Here is a 16,310-nt window from a genome sequence, read left to right on the forward strand (position 1 = left end):
CGAGGTCATCGCCGACATGACCGAGACGACGGCGGCCACGCCGTCGGGCCAGCCTCTGGGCATCGCGCACCGGCCGAGCCCGTGCCGCCGGCTGTTCGCCGACTACAAGGCGCAGGACAAGCCGGCCTTCATCGGCTATCTGCCCTTCGGCTTCCCCGACCCGGACCTGTCGCTCGAGGCGTTCCGCACGATGGTCGACAACGGCACCGACATCGTCGAGATCGGCCTGCCGTACTCCGACCCGGTCATGGACGGACCGGTCATCCAGGCGGCCAGCCAGATCGCGCTGCGCAACGGCGAGCGCATCGCCGACGTGTTCAGGGCCGTCGAGACGGTCGCGAACGCCGGCGGCGTCCCGCTCGTCATGAGCTACTGGAACCTGATCTTCCACTACGGCGTCGAACGGTTCGCGACCGACTTCGCGAACGCCGGCGGCGCCGGCCTGATCACGCCCGACCTGATCCCCGACGAAGCGGGGGAGTGGATCGAGGCGTCCGACCGCCATGGTCTCGACCGCATCTTCCTCGTCTCCCCGGACTCGACCGACGAACGCCTGCGCGTCGTCGCCGAGAACGCGCGCGGCTTCGTCTACGCGGCCGCCCGCATGGGCGTGACCGGCGAACGTTCGACGCTCAACGACTCCTCGCGCGAGCTCGTCGCACGCACGCGCGCCGCCGGCGCCGAGAACGTCTGCGTCGGCATCGGCGTCTCGACGCCCGCGCAGGGCGCCGCCGTCGGCCAGTACGCGGACGGCGTCATCGTCGGCTCGGCGCTCGTGCACACGCTGCTCGACGAGCAGGGCGACGTGCGCGACCCCGTCCAGGGCCTGAGCGCCCTGGCGAACACGACCGCCGCCCTGGCCGACGCGATCCACGGCTGCCGCCGGTGAGCCGCTGACGCCGATACCGCCGATCCTCGACGCGCCGCGGCCCCATGCACGGGGCCGCGGCGCGTCATGCGTCATGCGTCATGCGTCATGCGTCATGCGTCATGCGTCATGCGTCATGCGTCATGCGTCATGCGGCGGCACGGACGGACCTGTTGCTACGATCGGGAACCATGAACCTTGCCTACATCCCCTCACCGACGGTCTCGCAGTTCCACATCGGCTCGCTGACGATCCACATCTACGCGCTGACGATGCTGCTCGGCATCGTCGCCGCCGTATGGATCACGAGCGTGCGCTGGAAACGCTACGGCGGCACCTTCGACCAGATCCTCGACACGACGCTCGTGGCGGTGCCGTGCGGCATCGTCGGCGCGCGTCTCTACCACGTCATCACGACGCCCGAACGCTTCTTCGGGCCGAACGGCGACTGGGTGGAGATCTTCCGCATCTGGAACGGCGGCCTCGGCATCTGGGGCGCGATCGTGCTCGGCGCGCTCGGAGCCTGGGCCTGGGTGCGCCACCGGCACTATCCGATGGCGCTGCTCGCCGACGCGATCGCGCCGGCGCTGCTCGTCGCGCAGGCCATCGGCCGCCTCGGCAACTGGTTCAACCAGGAGCTCTACGGCAAGCCGACGACGCTGCCGTGGGGCCTCAAGCTCAACACCGAGGGCTCCGCGATGGGCAACGCCGAACAGTGCTACGACGGCGCGACCTGCCCGACCGGCACCCTGTTCCACCCGACCTTCCTGTACGAGATGATCTGGAACCTCATCGGCGCCGCCCTCATCGTCTGGATCGGCCGCAGGACCGTGCGCACGCTCAAGGCCGGGTCGCTGTTCGCGCTCTACGTCATCTGGTACACGGCGGGACGCACCTGGATCGAGATGCTGCGCATCGACTTCTCCCACGAGTTCCTCGGCCTGCGCGTCAACGTCTGGGTCTCGATCGTCGTCTTCATCCTCGGCGTCGTCGCCTTCATCGTCATCCAACGGACAAGCAAGCCCACGCCGCTGCTCGCCGAGAAGCTGCGCACCGTCACCGAACTCGAGGAACGAGGCCGCGGGAACCGGCCCTCCGCCCACGGCCACGACGCCCGGGCGGCGGCCGACGGGGCGCAGGGCGCCTGAGCGGGCGGCCGGCGTTCGTCGCTTGCCTTATTTAGAATGGCAGACATGGATATCAAAATCGCACCCAGCATCCTTTCCGCGGACTTCTGCAATCTCGAGCGCGACCTCGATCGCATCGCGAACGCCGACCTCGTCCACGTCGACGTCATGGACCACCACTTCGTCCCGAACCTCACGATCGGCGAACCCGTCGTCGAACGCATCTGCCAGGTCGCGAAGCTGCCGGTCGACGTCCATCTGATGATCGACGACCCGGATCGTTGGGCTCCGGGCTACGCCGAGCGCGGTGCGCATTCCGTCACCTTCCACATGGGCGCGACCCACGCGCCGGTGCGTCTGGCGCGCCAGCTGCACGACATGGGCTGCGAGGCGTGGTTCGCGGTGCGTCCGGCCGAGCCGGTCGAGCCGATCTTCGACATCCTTGAGGAGTTCGACACGATCCTCATCATGACCGTCGAGCCCGGATTCGGCGGCCAGAAGTTCCTCGCCAACCAGATGGGCAAGGTGCGCCGTCTGCGCGACGAGATCACGCGCCGCGGCCTGAAGACGAACATCCAGGTCGACGGCGGCGTCGGCGTCAAGACCGCGCCGATCGTCGCCGAGGCCGGCGCGAACATCCTCGTCGCCGGCTCCGCCGTCTACGGCGCCGACGATCCGGCGAAGGCGATCGACGAGATCCGCGACGCCGCACGCGCCGCCTACCGCGACTGAACGCGTCCCGCACGCAAACCCCGCCATCTCCCGGCCGCGCCGTGCATGAAGGCGCGGCCGGATCCACGACCATGACCATGCGCGCCGTCGCAGGCGCGCGCAGACACTGACAGGAACCACCATCATGAAGACGTTCGAATCGCTATTCGAGGAACTGAGCGCGAAGGCCGCCGCGAAGACGCCGGGCTCGCTCACCGTGCAGGAGCTCGAGAAGGGCACGCATTTCATCGGCAAGAAGATCATCGAGGAGGCCGGCGAGACCTGGATCGCCGCCGAATACGAGGGCGCCGGGCGCACCGCCGAGGAGATGAGCCAGCTCATCTACCATCTGCAGGTCATGATGATCGACCGCGGCATCACGCTCGACGACATCTACAAGAACCTGTGACCGGCACCGCACACATGGCCGACGGCCTGTGCGCATTATCATTTTTGGAGGAGCCCATGCTACGCATCGCCGTCCCCAACAAGGGGATGCTGTCCGAACCGGCCTGGAACATGCTCGAGGAGGCCGGATACCGCCTGCGGAGCAATCCGCGCCAGCTCGTCGTCGAGGACCCGGACAACGACGTGGAACTGTTCTATCTTCGCCCGCTGGACATCGCCGTCTATGTCGGACGCGGCACGATCGACGTCGGCATCACCGGCCATGACCTGCTGCTCAACTCGGGCACCGACGCGCAGGAGGTCATGGACCTCGGCTTCGGCGCGTCCACGTTCCGCTTCGCGGCGCCGCAGGATTCGGACATCCGCGAGCTGGCCGACATCGACGGCAAGCGCGTCGCGACGTCCTTCGACAAGCTCGTGCACGACTATCTGACCGAGCACGGCATCCAGGCCGAGACGATCCACCTCGACGGCGCCGTCGAATCGTCGGTGCAGCTCGGCGTGGCCGACCTCATCGCCGACGTCGTGTCCACCGGCACGACGCTGCGCAACGCCGGCCTGCGCATCTTCGGCGACCCGATCGTGCATTCCGAGGCCGTGCTCATCCGCTCGCCGCGCCTCGAGCCGGACGACGAGCGCCTCGAGCGCCTCGAGCGCCGCCTGCAGGGCGTGCTGACCGCCAAGCGCTACGTGCTGATGGACTTCGACATCCCGGTCGACCGCATCTCGGCCGCCGTCGACATCACGCCCGGATTCGAAAGCCCGACGATCTCGCCGCTGCACGACAAGCAGTGGTCGGCCGTGCGCGTCATGGTCCCCAAGGCGAAGGTCAACCAGCTCATGGACGAGCTCTATGCGGTCGGCGCCCGCGGCATCATCGTCACGGCGATCCAGGCCACCCGCATGTGATGGTGGGTGGCCATGGCCGCTGACGGAAAGTACAGTCCCGAACCGCGCGACGTGATCCTGACGATCCCGAACCTGATCAGCGCGCTGCGCATCATCTCGATCCCGGTGATCGCCTGGCTCATCGCGAGGCATGACATGGTGTGGGCGCTCGTCGTCCTCGCCATCTCGTCGGCGTCGGACGGGCTGGACGGCATCATCGCGAGGAACTTCAACCAGGTGAGCAAGCTCGGCCAGATCCTCGACCCGATCGCCGACCGGCTGCTCATTATCTGCAGCATTCTGGCGTTGGCGATCTGCGGCGTCGTGCCGTGGTGGATGCTCGTGCTCGTCGCGGCGCGCGACGTCGTGCTGGGCATCCTCACGCTCGTCCTCGCCCAGCACGACTACGGGCCGCTGCCGGTGCACTTCGTCGGCAAGACCGGCACCGCCGTGCTGCTCATCTCGATCATCGGGCTGATGGTGGCCGACATCCGCCGCTCGTTCCTGCCGCTCGAGATCCTGCACTACGGCGCGATCGCCTGCGCGATCTGGGGCATCGGTCTGTACTGGGTCGCCGGCGTGATTTATCTGCGCCAGGGCGTTTCGCTCATCCGCGCCGACCACCGGTCCGGCAGAGCCGGCACTGCCGAGCGCCGCCGCGACGTCGGCAGGTAGGTGCGCGTTGTCCGCCCCGTCTCCGATGCCGCCCGTCCAGCCGATCGAGCCCGGGCACGAACCGGTGCGCCGACGCGCCGTCTTCTCCCGCGGATGGGCGTCGATCGAATCGCATCATGCGGCGTCGCCGGACAAGCTGCGCGCCCGTCCGCGCCGCCGGCGCGGCGGCGACGACTCGCTCCAGCTGATCGACGACCTCATCAACCGGCCGATGGACCAGCTGTACAGCGATTCGCGGCTCGTCGCGAAACCCGATTCGAAGATCGTCTACTGGGGCACGCGCATCATCGTGTTCCTCATCTGCATCGTTGTCGGCTTCTTCGGCTGCCAGTTCGTCCGTCTGCTCAACACCGACCCGAGGAAACAGGTCCGCGAATCACTCGCGAATCAGCTTGTGGCGAACAACGCGCACGTCGACGCGCTCGACAAGGATATCGCCGATCTGCGCAGACAGGTGGACGAGCAATCGAAATCGGCGACGAAATCCCCGATCGAACAGGTCGTCGAGGAGAACGAGGCCGCGGCCGGCGCCACGCCGGTCGAAGGCGAGGGCATCGTCATGACGATCGCCGACCCGGTCGCCGCCTCGTCGGACGCGGCGCAGGGCTCGCTGCCGCGTGACGGCGCGAGCGACCGGCTGCGCGTCGTCACCGACGCCGACCTGCAGCTGCTCGTGTGCCTGCTGTGGCGCGCCGGGGCCGAGGCAATCTCGATCAACGGCAACCGTCTGGGCGTCGAGACGTCGATCCGCACGGCCGGCAACTCGATCCTCGTCGGCACGACGCCGATCGAAAGCCCATACCGCATCCAGGCGATCGGGGATCGCAACGCTTTGGCCGAGGCGATGGGCGAGAGGACGCTGCCGACGCTGTACAGTGATTTCCATAAGGCCGGCATGTATCCGCAGATCGACAAGACGGGCACGATGCGGCTCGAGGCCGCGAGCGTCGGCAAACTGACCTATGCGAGGAGGAGCTGAAGATGGCAGCCGTGCTTGGACTCATCATCGGAGTGGTCGTGGGACTGTTCGTCCGACCCGACATACCGGTGTTCCTGCAACCGTACCTGCCGATCATGGTCATCGCCGCGCTCGACGCGCTGCTCGGCGCCGCGCGCGCGTACTTCGAACGCAGCTTCTCGGACCGCGTGTTCGTCATCTCCTTCCTCGCGAACGTCATCACGGCGACGCTGCTCGTGCTGCTGGGCAACCAGCTCGGCGTCGGCTCCCAGCTGACGACCGCCGTCATCGTCGTCCTCGGCATCCGCATCTTCTCGAACGTCTCGGCGATCCGCCGCTACATCTTCCAGGGGTGAGCGATGGACGACGAGCACAGGCGGGCGGACATGCCCGGGGATGAGCATGACGGAGGCGTCGACGGCCTCGATCTTCATGACGGCGACGCGCGACGCGATGGAACGGGGGAGCCCGAGCCGCTGACGGCCGAGCATCCGCGCGTGGGCCGCGACGACGGCTCGCAGCCGGGCCTGCCCGGACGCATCGTCTCGCAGCACAGCCGCGACAAGGCCAACGACCGCACGAAGACGGGCGCGTTCCCGGTCGTGCGCAAACGCAAGCCGAAGGCGCTGTCGTCGAACGCGAGATCGCTCAAGGCGCGCTTCGGCACCGGACTGCTCATCGCCGTGCTGTGCGCGCTGCTCGCCTACGCCTATGTCATCCAGATCAACAATAAGGACATGACCTACGAGACGCTCACCGAAACGGAGCTGACGCGTCTGATCAGCGAGACGAGCACGCAGGTCGAACGTCTCGAACAGCGCAAGAGCGAACTGACGAACCAGCTGAAATCGTTGGAGGACGCCGCCGACAAGGAGGAGCAGGCGCAGCGCATCGCCCAGGAGAACGAGGAGACGAGCGGCATCCTGTCGGGAAGGCTCCCGGCGCAGGGCAAGGGCGTCGTCATCCGCATCTCTCGGCCGCAGAAGGCGCCGATTGACGCGGCCACGATGTTCAACCTCATCGAGGAGCTGCGCAACGGAGGCGCCGAGGTCATCCAGATCGACAACGTGCGCGTCGTCACCTCCACCTACGTCAGCGAGACGAGCAGCGGCCTCGTGTGCGACGGGCAGGCGTTGGCGACGCCGTACGTCATCAAGGCGATAGGCGATCCGAGCAACCTCGCGAACGCCGTGAACATAGCGGGCGGCGTAGGCTCGAGGCTCACCGTCAAATATGGTGCTAATGTGACGGTAGAGACTTCCGACGACGTCAAGATCACCGCGACGCAGCCGGTCATGAAATACAAGTACGCAACGATTGTAGAATAGGCAGTTATGACAGAACCGATTCCAGGCGCGGGCGAGACGACGATCATCGGTCTCCCGGCCATCCAGATCCCCATCACCACCTCCGGCGACCGTCCGCTCACGCAGGAGGACCTCGAGACGATCACGCGGCTCTCCGACAACACCGCGCTGCTCATCGCGACGCGCGGCGCGCTGTCGGGGTCACGCTATCTGCTCGATGAGGACGAGGTGACGGTCGGACGTGATCCGCGCGCCGACATCCTGCTCGACGATTCGACGGTGTCCCGTTCGCACGCCGTGTTCCGTCGCGTCGACGGCAAGTACGAGGTCGTGGACGCCGGCAGCCTCAACGGCACCTACGTCAACCGCCAGCGCGTCGACCGCGCGGTGCTCAAGGACGGCGACGAGATCATGATCGGCAAGTTCCGTCTCGTCTACTTCACGAATTCGGCGGTCCGTCAACGCTGACGGACCGAACGTAGGGACCCATGACCCGGCAACGAAGTCGCGGCGCGTCCGCGGGGCAGGCCACTGCGCCACGCTATGTGGATGTGCCGCTCATCGACGTGGACGACACGATGGTGCAGGGGGAGCTGTTCCCCGACGAGGGCTCCGACGTCACGATCCGCGGCTACCGCGGCACCGTCGCGTCGGAGGTGGCGGGCATCACCTACCGCCAGCTCGACTACTGGGCGCGCAAACGCATCGTCGTCCCGTCGATCACGCCATCGAACGGTTCGGGCACGCGCCGGCTGTACTCCTTCGACGACGTCGTCATCCTCGCCGTCTCGAAGAAGCTGCTCGACATCGGCGTGAACCTGCAGAACGCGACGTCGGCGATCGAGTTCCTCATCGCGCAGCCGCCCGAGCGTCTGCGGCACCTGACGATCCTGTGCGACGGGCAGCACGTCGAGGAATGCTCGGACGGCGGGCAGATCGCGCAGGCGCTTGAGGACGGCGACGCCGTGTTCTGCGTATCGGTCGAGGCGCTGTGGACGAGGGTCGAGGCGGCGGTCGAACACGCCGACTACACGGATGTGACAGGCGCCGTGCGCCGGCGCAACACGCGGCCGATCGACGACATCGCCGCGCAGTCGATGCGCGAGAGGCTCGAACGTCGCCGCATCGAACATGCGCGCTTCGTCGAGCGGTACGCGAACCAGACGCTCGAGGACGCGCTGCGACGGCAGGGCGCCGTGCAAGACGGCGACGACGGACAGGACACGAACGAGAACGAAGGGGGAGCGGCATGAACGCGATGCCGGCCATCATATGGATCATCGGCGTGGTCAGCGCATTGGCCGTGTGTGCGGTCACGATCGCACGCAGCCATTACCGTGACGGCGAGGGACTCAAAGTCCGGCCGGTCAGCTGGGCCGTCATCGGCGCGCATTTCGTCACGCTTGTCCTCGTCGCGTTGCCGTATCCGATCTATCTGCAGCACAGGGAGGAGATCGGCGCTCATGCGCATGCGCTGTACGAAAAGCTCGGATGGCCGTCGGCGATCGTCGCGATCGGCGTCATCATGCTCGAACTGTTCCTGATGTACATGCAGGCGCGGCGCGCGATGCTCGCGCAGGAGGCGAAGCGCACGGCGCGGCAGCAGGTCGAGGCCGCGGACGGCGATGCGACGGACGACGGCGTGCACTCCGCGGACGGCGACAGGGACACGGATACGGCGGATAAGGACGATGACGGCTGGTCGAGCACGTTGGTGTGAGCGCCCGTCGTCGTCCGATGTGCATGTGCGGATTCCGGTGGGAACCGCGTGTGATATAAGAAATATACGGGGAGAGCATAGAGAAATGTGGATGCAGATCGCGGCCGTCGCGGCGGGCGCCTTCGCCGGCGGCGTGCTGCGCGCATGGACGTCCGCGAAGCTCAACCGCTCCGACTGGCATATCCCGTACGGCACGCTGATGGTGAACCTCGTCGGGTCCTTCGTGATCGGCCTGATGATCGGCCTCACGGCACGCGCCCTCGTCCCGCCGGACGTCAGGGCTTTGGTCATGACCGGACTGTGCGGGGGACTGACGACCTTCTCGACCTTCACGTCGGAGACGGCCGCGCTGTTCGATGAGGGACGTGACGGGCATGCATGGCTCTACTGGGTCGGCAGCATGGCGCTCGGACTGCTGTGCGCATGGCTGGGCATGCTGCTTGCGCGCCAGGGGATGTGATGACGATGATCACGATCAGGGAACTGCTCGCCGTCGGATTCGGATGCGCGGCCGGAGCCGTCGTACGGATGCTGCTCGGCGTCTGGCTCGATGGCGCGATGATCGACGCATTGGCGATCTGCATCGTCAATCTGCTGGGCTGCCTGCTGATGGGCGTGCTCACGTCGCTCATCGAGGTACGTCAGCCGGACGTCGTCTGGGCGAAGGCGATGACGACCGGATTGTGCGGGGGACTGACGACCTTCTCGACCTTCTGCGGCGACGCCGTGCAGCTGTTCGCGACCTCGCCACTGCTGTCGCTCGGCATCATGTTCGTCTCGCTCGCCGGCGGCATGGCGCTCTACGTCGCCGGCCGCCATATGATCCGCACGCCGCGTCGCAAGGACGAATGACGCCGCGCAAACGCGGATGGCCGTCAGTGCGGATTCTTTTCCGGGAAGGAGGCCGGATGGGTATGGGCGACAGGCCAAGTATCGGCGATGAGATACGTGCGGACACGTTCGATGGGATCCGCATGATCTGCCAATCTGACATAACGTACATTATCGGATGTTTACGGACGGTCCCTCATCGGGACGTGCGTATGTATATCCGCGGATCGTCGTCCGTATGATCGCCGCATCGCCCGTGCCTCCCATCGCCACGCATCCGCGTTCATGCGCCGCATGCCAACCGGGCTATGTACGCTCGATGGATGTCGATATGACGGGCGTCGTTCGCATACGTTCCATTTGCGTATTATCCGCAGTCGGTTATCCGTATTATTTTCTCGGCTACACCGATCCACGTCATGTTCTGCGCTCATTAATTCACTGTCTTAGACAAATAAAAATGCCTTGTCGGCTTTGCTATGGTATTCAGCAAAGCCGACAAGCATTTTTATATGAATTATCGTCGAACGATGATCCAAGGATGGCCGGTGTCAGGCGTGGAAATACGCCTCGACGGCGTCGCTCAGCTCTCCGACGGTGTCGATGACGCGGTAGGCGCCGTGCTCGACGAGCTCGCCGGGCTCCGCATAGCCCCAGCCGCAGCCGAGACAGTCGATGCCGCATGCCTTCGCGCCGTCCACATCGGTCCACCGGTCCCCGACCATCAGCGCACGGTCGCCGGCGGCCGGATCATAGCCCATGTTCTCGAAGGCGTAGCGGATGACCTGATCCTTGTCGGTGCGTGAATTGTCCATGCTCGCGCCGTAGAGGGCGTCGACGAGCTCCATCAGATGGAAGTGCTCGCAGATCGGGATGGCCTGATACTCCGGCTTCGCCGTCGCGATCGCAAGGAAATAGCCGCGTTCGCGCAGCGCCCTGAGCTGCTCCGGGATGCCTGGATAGACGGTGTTGTAGAGCCGTCCGGGCACCTTGTTGCCCGGCTCGTTCGGATCGTCGAAGACCGCCTCTTCGCCGTAGTAGCGCCGGTAGACGTGGACGGCCTCGTCGAGCTTGTCCGCGGGGATGCCGTATTTGGACATCGATTCGAAGATCGCCGGCCCGATGAAGCGCTGCAGTTGCGCCGGCGTCGGCTCAGGGACGCCGACGGCCTGATAGGCCTTCTTCACGCAGGCGAGGATGCCCGGATCGGACTTCGTCAATGTGCCGTCCAGATCAAGCAGCACGGCCCGCAGCGGATGATGGGTGTTCGTCATCGGTCTCTCTCCCCGTTCGCGTTCGTTCGTATGCCGGTCACTCGTAGTCCGGAATCCAGCCTTCGCGGTGCATCTCGAGGCGCTTTTCGAGCAGCGCCTTGAGCTCGTCCTCGCTGCGGCGCTCGAGCAGCATGTCCCAGTGGGTACGCGTCGGCTTCGTGATCTCGTCGGCCTCGCCGGCCTTGTCGTCTTCGCGATGCGCGGTGGCTCCGCAGCGGCACTCCCATTCGTTCGGGAAATCGGCGCCCTCCGCGAACGGCAGGATCGTGCGATGGCCGCGCGGGCAGACATACGCCACCTCGGTGCGCGCGGCGAAATCGACGTTCGCATCCGACTCCAGCGATTTCGCGCCGATGCTCATGCCACGCAGACTGCGTTCAGCCATGTATTCCTCCCAAAAGACGTTTCTGTGGTTCCACGCTACAAAACAGTTCGGACGTGGGCTTTATTCCATCGGCCGCGCTCAGTCGACGCCCGAGTAGGCGACGATGCCGCGGTTGACGGCCTCGTAGGCCTCATGCGCGCGCGCCGCGAGCTCGACGTGCTCGACGCCCATGTACGGCTCGGCGGCGGCGATCTGCTGGAGCACGTCGGCGAGCCGCTTCGCGTTGCGCACGAAGTCGCCGGCGGTCAGCTCGGTGTGCTCGAGCACCTCGGAGAGGCTGTCGCCGCGCGCCCAGTCGTAGACGATGTCGACGATGCCGAAGTCGAGCGGCTGCAGGTAGTTCGTGACGCCGAGGTCCTCGCACAGCATGAGCATCTGGTCGTCGAGCTCGGCGAGCTCGTGCGCACGCTGCGCGACGAGGCCGTGGGGGCCGCCAGGATACCGTCGCGGCTCTCCCCCTTCGCCGCGGCGCGCCTCATACAGGATCGACGAGATGAGCGCGGCGAGCTGCGCGGCGTCGAGGCCGTCGAGCGTGCCCGCCGTGATAGCCTGGGCGAGCACGAGGTCGCGTTCCGAATACAGGCGGCGCAGCAGCTGGCCATGCTCGGTCAGCGTATAGTCGCGCACGCCGTCCTCGTCGGCGCGCTCCAGATAGCCGAGACGTTCGAGGATCGTGCAGATGCGGTCGAACTGGCGCGCCACCGAACCGGTGCGTGAATCGTAGCGGTCGCGCAGACGCGCGAGCTCGCGGGTCTCGCGGATCCAGCGGTTGCCCCACTTCATGTGCTGCGCGAAATCCGGGCACGCCTTGCACGGATGGTCGTGCTCGCGCTCCTTGAGCGCGGCGATCCTCACGTCCAGGCGGCGGAAGGCGCGCGACTTCTCCGCGTTGTCCCGGAAGACCTCGTGCTTGAGGCGGCGGCGTTCGTTCTTCTGCAGGTCGCTCAGCTGCATGCGGATGCGCAGCAGCTCGGTGAAGTCGCCGTACTCGCAGGCCATCGCGTCCTCGTAGCCGGCGATCGCCTTCTCGAGCGACTCGATGCGCGCCTCGATCTGCCAGGCGGAGGCGTTCGCCTCCCATTGCGCGAAGGAATGGTCGAGCGTGTCGCGCGCCGTCTCGTAGTCGCTGCTGTTGAGCAGGTTGACGGCCATGTTGAACGTGGGCTTGAAGCTCGAATGCAGCGGGTAGACGCGCTTGCTCGACAGCGCCACCGCCGTCTCGGGCTTGAACCTGCGGTGGTCGACGACGATCGCGTTGCCGATCGTGTCGATGCCGCGGCGGCCGGCGCGGCCGGTGAGCTGCGTGTACTCCCCCGGCGTCAGGCCGACGATGCCGGTGCCGTCGTACTTCTCGAGCTTCTCGATGATGACGCTGCGCGCCGGCATGTTGATGCCCAGCGCGAGCGTCTCGGTCGCGAAGACGACCTTGATCAGGCCCTCCTCGAAGAGCCGTTCGACGATCTGCTTGAACAGCGCGATCATGCCCGCGTGGTGCGCGGCGAAGCCCTCCTCGAGCGCATGGCGGAACTGCGCGAAGCGCAGCGTCTTCAGGTCGTCGTGCGTGAGCTGCCCCTCGATCATCTCGTCGACGATGACGTCGATGCGGCGCGCCTCCTCGTCGGTCGTCAGCCGCAGCCCCGCGTCGAGGCACTGCTCGACGGCCTCGTCGCAGCCGTTGCGCGAGAAGATGAAGTAGATCGCCGGCAGCATGCGCAGGAAGTTGAGCTCGTCGATGACGGCCCAGCGGCGCGGATGGTAGCGTTCGACGCGCCTGCGTCCTCCCCTGCCGTCCGGGCGTCCGTGGCGTCCTGTACCACGGTGCCGGTCATGGGAGTCGGCGCCCTTGCGCCGCATCTCGCGGCGGTCGAATTCGTCGAGCTTCGCCGTCAGCCGCGCGTTCGGCTTCGTCGTCGCCTCGCCGTGCTCGTCGCGCCGGTACAGGTCGAGCAGCTCCGGTTCGGTGCGCGGGTCGCGCTGCACGAGGACATACTGGTCAAGCGGCACCGGGCGGTGCTCGGAGATGACGAGCTTCGTCTCGCCGCGCACCGAGGCGATCCAGTCGGCGAAGTCCTCGACGTTCGAGACCGTCGCCGATAGGCCGACGATGTGCACCGAGGACGGCAGATGGATGATGACCTCCTCCCAGACCGGGCCGCGGAAACGGTCGGCGAGGTAGTGCACCTCGTCGAGCACGACGTAGCGCAGCGCCTCGAGCGTCGTCGAATGCTCGTAGAGCATGTTGCGCAGCACCTCGGTCGTCATGACGACGATGTCCGCCTCCGAGTTGATCGACGTGTCACCGGTGAGCAGGCCGACCTTGTCCGGCCCGTAGAGCGCGACGAGGTCATGGTACTTCTGGTTGCTCAGCGCCTTGATCGGCGTTGTGTAGAAGGCTTTCGCGTTCTGTTCCTGGGCGAGGTAGACGGCGAAGTCGGCGACGACGGTCTTGCCCGCGCCGGTTGGCGCCGCGACGAGCACGTTCGAGCCTGCCTCGAGCGCCTCGTTCGCATCCATCTGGAACCCGTCGAGCTCGAAGGGCAGCGAGTCGGCGAAGCGCTGCGCCACCGAGCGGCGCCTGCGACGCACCTCGGTGAAGCGCGCGTAGCGCTCCGAAGGGCTCAGCTCTCTGGGTTCGGCGTCCTCGTCGTGACGATGTGCGGCGTGCCTGTGATGTCGTGCCATTGCAAAACCTTCATCCGTTTGATGTCGATGGCCGCGGACGCCCCATGTCGGGACGCCCGCGGCCGGGTATGTGTATGTTGCGGCGATGGGATATCGCCGCGGTAGGGGGTCGGATCAGTCGTTGAACTGCTCCCAGCGCCGCCAGACGGCCGCGTGGCGTTCATGCCGGCGTTCCCTGCGCTCGACGACGGCGACCTGGGCGTCCGCGTAGCGGTCGGCGGCGACGGCGAGCGGCTCGGTGAAGATCGCGCGCCGCGGGGCGCCTCCCGCATCCTGCGGCGCGTTCATCTCGTCGATGCGCGCGCTGACGTCGGCGGCGACGGCGCCGATGACCTTCGACGCGCGCAGCGCGTGCACGGCCGCGTAGACGATGCCGGCGACGAGCATCGCGAGCATGAAGAGCGCGAGGATGAGCCAGATCCACCAGGGCATGGATGTCCTTTCTACTGTTCGCGTTCGGTCTCGATGACCTGATCGGAAAGACTGAGCTCGCGTTCGGCGCGGGCGATCATCATCGTGCGCAGCGTCTCCGGCGCGACGGCGACGATGTGCCTTGCATGGGCGATGCAGAAGGCGACGAACCAGGAGTCGGACTGCACGAACAGATGCACCTTCTCGCCTTCGCCGCATGGCTCGACATCCGCGTCGGCGAGCGTCTTGATGAAGTCGAGATGCGGCTGGTCGGTGATGAACACGGCCGGCGTGGCCGTGTCGATGATCCACTTGCGCAGGTCGGAGACGGAGACCTTCGGGATGTCGAGCGGCTTCGTTGGCCTGACGATGCTCGCCTCCTCGATGCGAGCAACGCGCAGCACCTGCCAGATGCGCGGCTCTCCGGTCTCCTTGTTGAGCGTCATGTCCTTGCGCACGAGCGGCTTGAGATCGTCCGGCGCGTACTGTTCGACGTCCGTCCACATCGCCGCGTAGTAGACGCCCTCGTCGACGTAGATCTTCGACGGGGCGACGAGGCGGCGCAGGACGCGGCCCGAACCGTCGCGGTACTCCATGTTGAGCAGCGCATGGTCCTTGATCGCGTTCTTGACCGCGTCGAAGCAGCGCGGCTCGAGTTCATAGCCGGTCAGGCTCAGCCAGGGCGTCTCCCCCGGCGCGACGTACTTGACGAGGCGCGAATACAGGTCGCGCGCCTGCTCGCGCTGCTCCTCGGGCAGCAGCTGCGCATGGGCCAGATAGTTGACCGAGGCGGTGAGCATGCTCATGTACTGCGGTGAGATGCCGGCGAGGCGTTCGAGGCCGAGCGAGTTCGTCGCCGAGACGATGCCCTCGGCATCGAGCAGCGACCAGTCGATGTCGAAGAACTGGCTGCCGGCCATCTCGCCGTCGTCGGAGACCGTCGTCAGCGTGTTGATGTCCTTGTGGATCGTGTTGACGTACTTCTTCATCTCGTCGTCGTTCTTCGGCTTGCCGATGAAGCGTTCGGCGAGTTCTGGCAGCGAGTACTCCTCCCCCAGATGCGCGGACAGGAACAGCATCAGGCGCAGACGGCGGTCGACTTCGCTGCCGGTCTGAAACGCGTTCTTCTTGTGCGTCTTCGCGTTCGCCGGTTCCTCGTCCTCCTCCGGGTCGCCCGATTCGATCGAATGGGCGCGGACCTTCGCGGTCATCGGGTTGGCCGAATCGTCGGCGAGCTGGAACTGCGTCGCCGCGTTGAGGCGGCGGTGGTAGGCCGCGACGGCCTCGGGCGGGCTGACGACCGACGAATTGGGATGTTCGAGGACGAACATGGCCAGATCGTCCGAATCGGTGTAGGCGACGTTGATGTGCTCGCCGTCGACGGCGACGGTCGCGGCGAAGCGGCGGGAGTCGACCTCCTTGACGAGGTTCTCTGGGATGTGCTGCGTGCCGAGTCCCGGCGCGATCGAATCGAGGCCGAGTCCCGGGATCGGCGTCTGTGGGACTCGCGGCGCGGTGCGTGAGGCGTGGGTCGGCTGCGTGTGCGCCGGCATCGAGGACATCGACATCGACCGTGCCAGATAGTTCGCCGCGGCGAGCACCGGCAGATCCTCGGGGCGGAAGCGCAGGCGGATGCGCGGCTCGTCGCCGAGCTGCAGACGGTAGGACGCGAAGTCCTGGCCTTCGGACTTGGATGAGTATTCGGGCTGGCGCGACTCGATCGCGATGCCCATCGCGGCGAGCTTGGCGCGGTCGCGCTGGAACTGCTTGGCGAACGCGGCCTTCGCCGCCTGGTCGGCCAGTTCGCCGTATGAATCGGCGTAGGCCTTCACGCGCTGTGCGATCTGCCGCGATGTCAGCCATTGCGGGAAGGCGGATGACAGTACTGCCAGAACATCGAGCTCGTGTTTGCCCCACTTGTCGGAGAAGCGGCGCCTACCGTTACTACCCTCAGCCATTAGTCCTCACGTATCGTTAAAGTTTTTCGTAGGTGCGGGCATCGGGGGTGCCGCGCATCCTCTCCTATGATATAGGCTTTTTCGGCCGGGATGTCCGATTTCTCGAA

At 66.3% G+C, this 16,310-nt stretch carries 18 protein-coding genes and 1 pseudogene; 14 read left to right on the forward strand and 5 right to left on the reverse strand.

The window, feature by feature from the left end; all coding sequences use genetic code 11:
• Positions 1-16 precede the first annotated feature (16 nt).
• The 14 genes and pseudogenes from trpA to BCHO_RS05405 all read left to right on the forward strand — a co-directional run bounded on the left by trpA (position 17) and on the right by BCHO_RS05405 (position 9,514).
• A complete protein-coding gene (gene trpA / locus BCHO_RS05340; protein ID WP_024541307.1) occupies positions 17-889 on the forward strand; it encodes a tryptophan synthase subunit alpha in 873 nt (290 codons plus the stop codon).
• Between the two features lie 170 nt (positions 890-1,059).
• Entirely contained in the window at positions 1,060-2,016 is a 957-nt protein-coding gene (lgt, locus tag BCHO_RS05345; RefSeq protein WP_024540424.1) for a prolipoprotein diacylglyceryl transferase, read from the forward strand.
• Positions 2,017-2,061: 45 nt separating this feature from the next.
• The gene (gene rpe / locus BCHO_RS05350) at positions 2,062-2,727 is read left to right on the forward strand and encodes a ribulose-phosphate 3-epimerase (RefSeq protein WP_024540423.1); all 666 of its coding nucleotides are present in this window, start codon (positions 2,062-2,064) and stop codon (positions 2,725-2,727) included.
• 124 nt (positions 2,728-2,851) lie between these two features.
• Positions 2,852-3,115, forward strand: a complete 264-nt coding sequence (locus BCHO_RS05355; protein WP_024540422.1) for a phosphoribosyl-ATP diphosphatase — start codon at positions 2,852-2,854, stop codon at positions 3,113-3,115.
• A gap of 56 nt (positions 3,116-3,171) precedes the next feature.
• Entirely contained in the window at positions 3,172-4,023 is an 852-nt protein-coding gene (gene hisG / locus BCHO_RS05360) for an ATP phosphoribosyltransferase (protein ID WP_024540421.1), read from the forward strand.
• Positions 4,024-4,035: 12 nt separating this feature from the next.
• The gene (locus BCHO_RS05365) at positions 4,036-4,677 is read left to right on the forward strand and encodes a CDP-alcohol phosphatidyltransferase family protein (RefSeq protein ID WP_024540420.1); all 642 of its coding nucleotides are present in this window, start codon (positions 4,036-4,038) and stop codon (positions 4,675-4,677) included.
• Positions 4,678-4,702: 25 nt separating this feature from the next.
• A complete protein-coding gene (locus BCHO_RS05370) occupies positions 4,703-5,656 on the forward strand; it encodes a DUF881 domain-containing protein (RefSeq protein ID WP_029675298.1) in 954 nt (317 codons plus the stop codon).
• A gap of 2 nt (positions 5,657-5,658) precedes the next feature.
• Positions 5,659-5,991, forward strand: coding sequence for a small basic family protein (locus tag BCHO_RS05375; RefSeq protein ID WP_024540418.1), 333 nt, complete (start codon positions 5,659-5,661; stop codon positions 5,989-5,991).
• 141 nt (positions 5,992-6,132) lie between these two features.
• Positions 6,133-6,963 (forward strand): DUF881 domain-containing protein, encoded by an 831-nt coding sequence (locus tag BCHO_RS05380; RefSeq protein ID WP_051354839.1) that lies wholly within the window; start codon positions 6,133-6,135, stop codon positions 6,961-6,963.
• Between the two features lie 6 nt (positions 6,964-6,969).
• Complete coding sequence (locus BCHO_RS05385) at positions 6,970-7,410, forward strand: FHA domain-containing protein (RefSeq protein WP_024540416.1); 441 nt, start codon at positions 6,970-6,972, stop codon at positions 7,408-7,410.
• Positions 7,411-7,520: 110 nt separating this feature from the next.
• A pseudogene (locus tag BCHO_RS05390) lies at positions 7,521-8,066 on the forward strand (MerR family transcriptional regulator); the annotation flags it as partial.
• Between the two features lie 125 nt (positions 8,067-8,191).
• Positions 8,192-8,662, forward strand: coding sequence for a hypothetical protein (locus BCHO_RS05395; protein ID WP_051354837.1), 471 nt, complete (start codon positions 8,192-8,194; stop codon positions 8,660-8,662).
• A gap of 91 nt (positions 8,663-8,753) precedes the next feature.
• Entirely contained in the window at positions 8,754-9,122 is a 369-nt protein-coding gene (gene crcB, locus BCHO_RS05400; protein WP_081707902.1) for a fluoride efflux transporter CrcB, read from the forward strand.
• Positions 9,122-9,514, forward strand: a complete 393-nt coding sequence (locus tag BCHO_RS05405; protein ID WP_024540412.1) for a fluoride efflux transporter FluC — start codon at positions 9,122-9,124, stop codon at positions 9,512-9,514. Before crcB ends, BCHO_RS05405 begins: the two co-directional genes overlap by 1 nt.
• A gap of 530 nt (positions 9,515-10,044) precedes the next feature.
• Here the strand turns inward: BCHO_RS05405 and BCHO_RS05410 are convergent.
• The 5 genes from BCHO_RS05410 to BCHO_RS05430 all read right to left on the reverse strand — a co-directional run bounded on the left by BCHO_RS05410 (position 10,045) and on the right by BCHO_RS05430 (position 16,203).
• Positions 10,045-10,767: an HAD hydrolase-like protein gene (locus BCHO_RS05410; protein WP_024540411.1), complete on the reverse strand. Its 723-nt coding sequence runs from the start codon at positions 10,765-10,767 to the stop codon at positions 10,045-10,047.
• Positions 10,768-10,804: 37 nt separating this feature from the next.
• Positions 10,805-11,152 (reverse strand): RNA polymerase-binding protein RbpA, encoded by a 348-nt coding sequence (locus tag BCHO_RS05415; protein WP_024540410.1) that lies wholly within the window; start codon positions 11,150-11,152, stop codon positions 10,805-10,807.
• Positions 11,153-11,230: 78 nt separating this feature from the next.
• A complete protein-coding gene (locus tag BCHO_RS05420; protein WP_024540409.1) occupies positions 11,231-13,834 on the reverse strand; it encodes a DEAD/DEAH box helicase in 2,604 nt (867 codons plus the stop codon).
• A 114-nt stretch (positions 13,835-13,948) separates the two neighbouring features.
• Entirely contained in the window at positions 13,949-14,266 is a 318-nt protein-coding gene (locus BCHO_RS05425; RefSeq protein ID WP_024540408.1) for a hypothetical protein, read from the reverse strand.
• An 11-nt stretch (positions 14,267-14,277) separates the two neighbouring features.
• Positions 14,278-16,203, reverse strand: coding sequence for a helix-turn-helix transcriptional regulator (locus tag BCHO_RS05430; RefSeq protein ID WP_024540407.1), 1,926 nt, complete (start codon positions 16,201-16,203; stop codon positions 14,278-14,280).
• Positions 16,204-16,310 lie beyond the last annotated feature (107 nt).

It is taken from the genome of Bifidobacterium choerinum, from assembly GCF_000741135.1.
Taxonomy (GTDB): Bacteria; Actinomycetota; Actinomycetes; order Actinomycetales; family Bifidobacteriaceae; genus Bifidobacterium; species Bifidobacterium choerinum.

Coding starts and splice junctions, on each gene's coding strand:
- trpA (WP_024541307.1), top strand. CDS start 17: ATGACCGAGACGACGGCGGCCACGCCGTCGGGCCAGCCTCTGGGCATC.
- lgt (WP_024540424.1), top strand. CDS start 1,060: ATGAACCTTGCCTACATCCCCTCACCGACGGTCTCGCAGTTCCACATC.
- rpe (WP_024540423.1), top strand. CDS start 2,062: ATGGATATCAAAATCGCACCCAGCATCCTTTCCGCGGACTTCTGCAAT.
- BCHO_RS05355 (WP_024540422.1), top strand. CDS start 2,852: ATGAAGACGTTCGAATCGCTATTCGAGGAACTGAGCGCGAAGGCCGCC.
- hisG (WP_024540421.1), top strand. CDS start 3,172: ATGCTACGCATCGCCGTCCCCAACAAGGGGATGCTGTCCGAACCGGCC.
- BCHO_RS05365 (WP_024540420.1), top strand. CDS start 4,036: ATGGCCGCTGACGGAAAGTACAGTCCCGAACCGCGCGACGTGATCCTG.
- BCHO_RS05370 (WP_029675298.1), top strand. CDS start 4,703: ATGCCGCCCGTCCAGCCGATCGAGCCCGGGCACGAACCGGTGCGCCGA.
- BCHO_RS05375 (WP_024540418.1), top strand. CDS start 5,659: ATGGCAGCCGTGCTTGGACTCATCATCGGAGTGGTCGTGGGACTGTTC.
- BCHO_RS05385 (WP_024540416.1), top strand. CDS start 6,970: ATGACAGAACCGATTCCAGGCGCGGGCGAGACGACGATCATCGGTCTC.
- BCHO_RS05395 (WP_051354837.1), top strand. CDS start 8,192: ATGAACGCGATGCCGGCCATCATATGGATCATCGGCGTGGTCAGCGCA.
- crcB (WP_081707902.1), top strand. CDS start 8,754: ATGCAGATCGCGGCCGTCGCGGCGGGCGCCTTCGCCGGCGGCGTGCTG.
- BCHO_RS05405 (WP_024540412.1), top strand. CDS start 9,122: ATGACGATGATCACGATCAGGGAACTGCTCGCCGTCGGATTCGGATGC.
- BCHO_RS05410 (WP_024540411.1), bottom strand. CDS start 10,767: ATGACGAACACCCATCATCCGCTGCGGGCCGTGCTGCTTGATCTGGAC.
- BCHO_RS05415 (WP_024540410.1), bottom strand. CDS start 11,152: ATGGCTGAACGCAGTCTGCGTGGCATGAGCATCGGCGCGAAATCGCTG.
- BCHO_RS05420 (WP_024540409.1), bottom strand. CDS start 13,834: ATGGCACGACATCACAGGCACGCCGCACATCGTCACGACGAGGACGCC.
- BCHO_RS05425 (WP_024540408.1), bottom strand. CDS start 14,266: ATGCCCTGGTGGATCTGGCTCATCCTCGCGCTCTTCATGCTCGCGATG.
- BCHO_RS05430 (WP_024540407.1), bottom strand. CDS start 16,203: ATGGCTGAGGGTAGTAACGGTAGGCGCCGCTTCTCCGACAAGTGGGGC.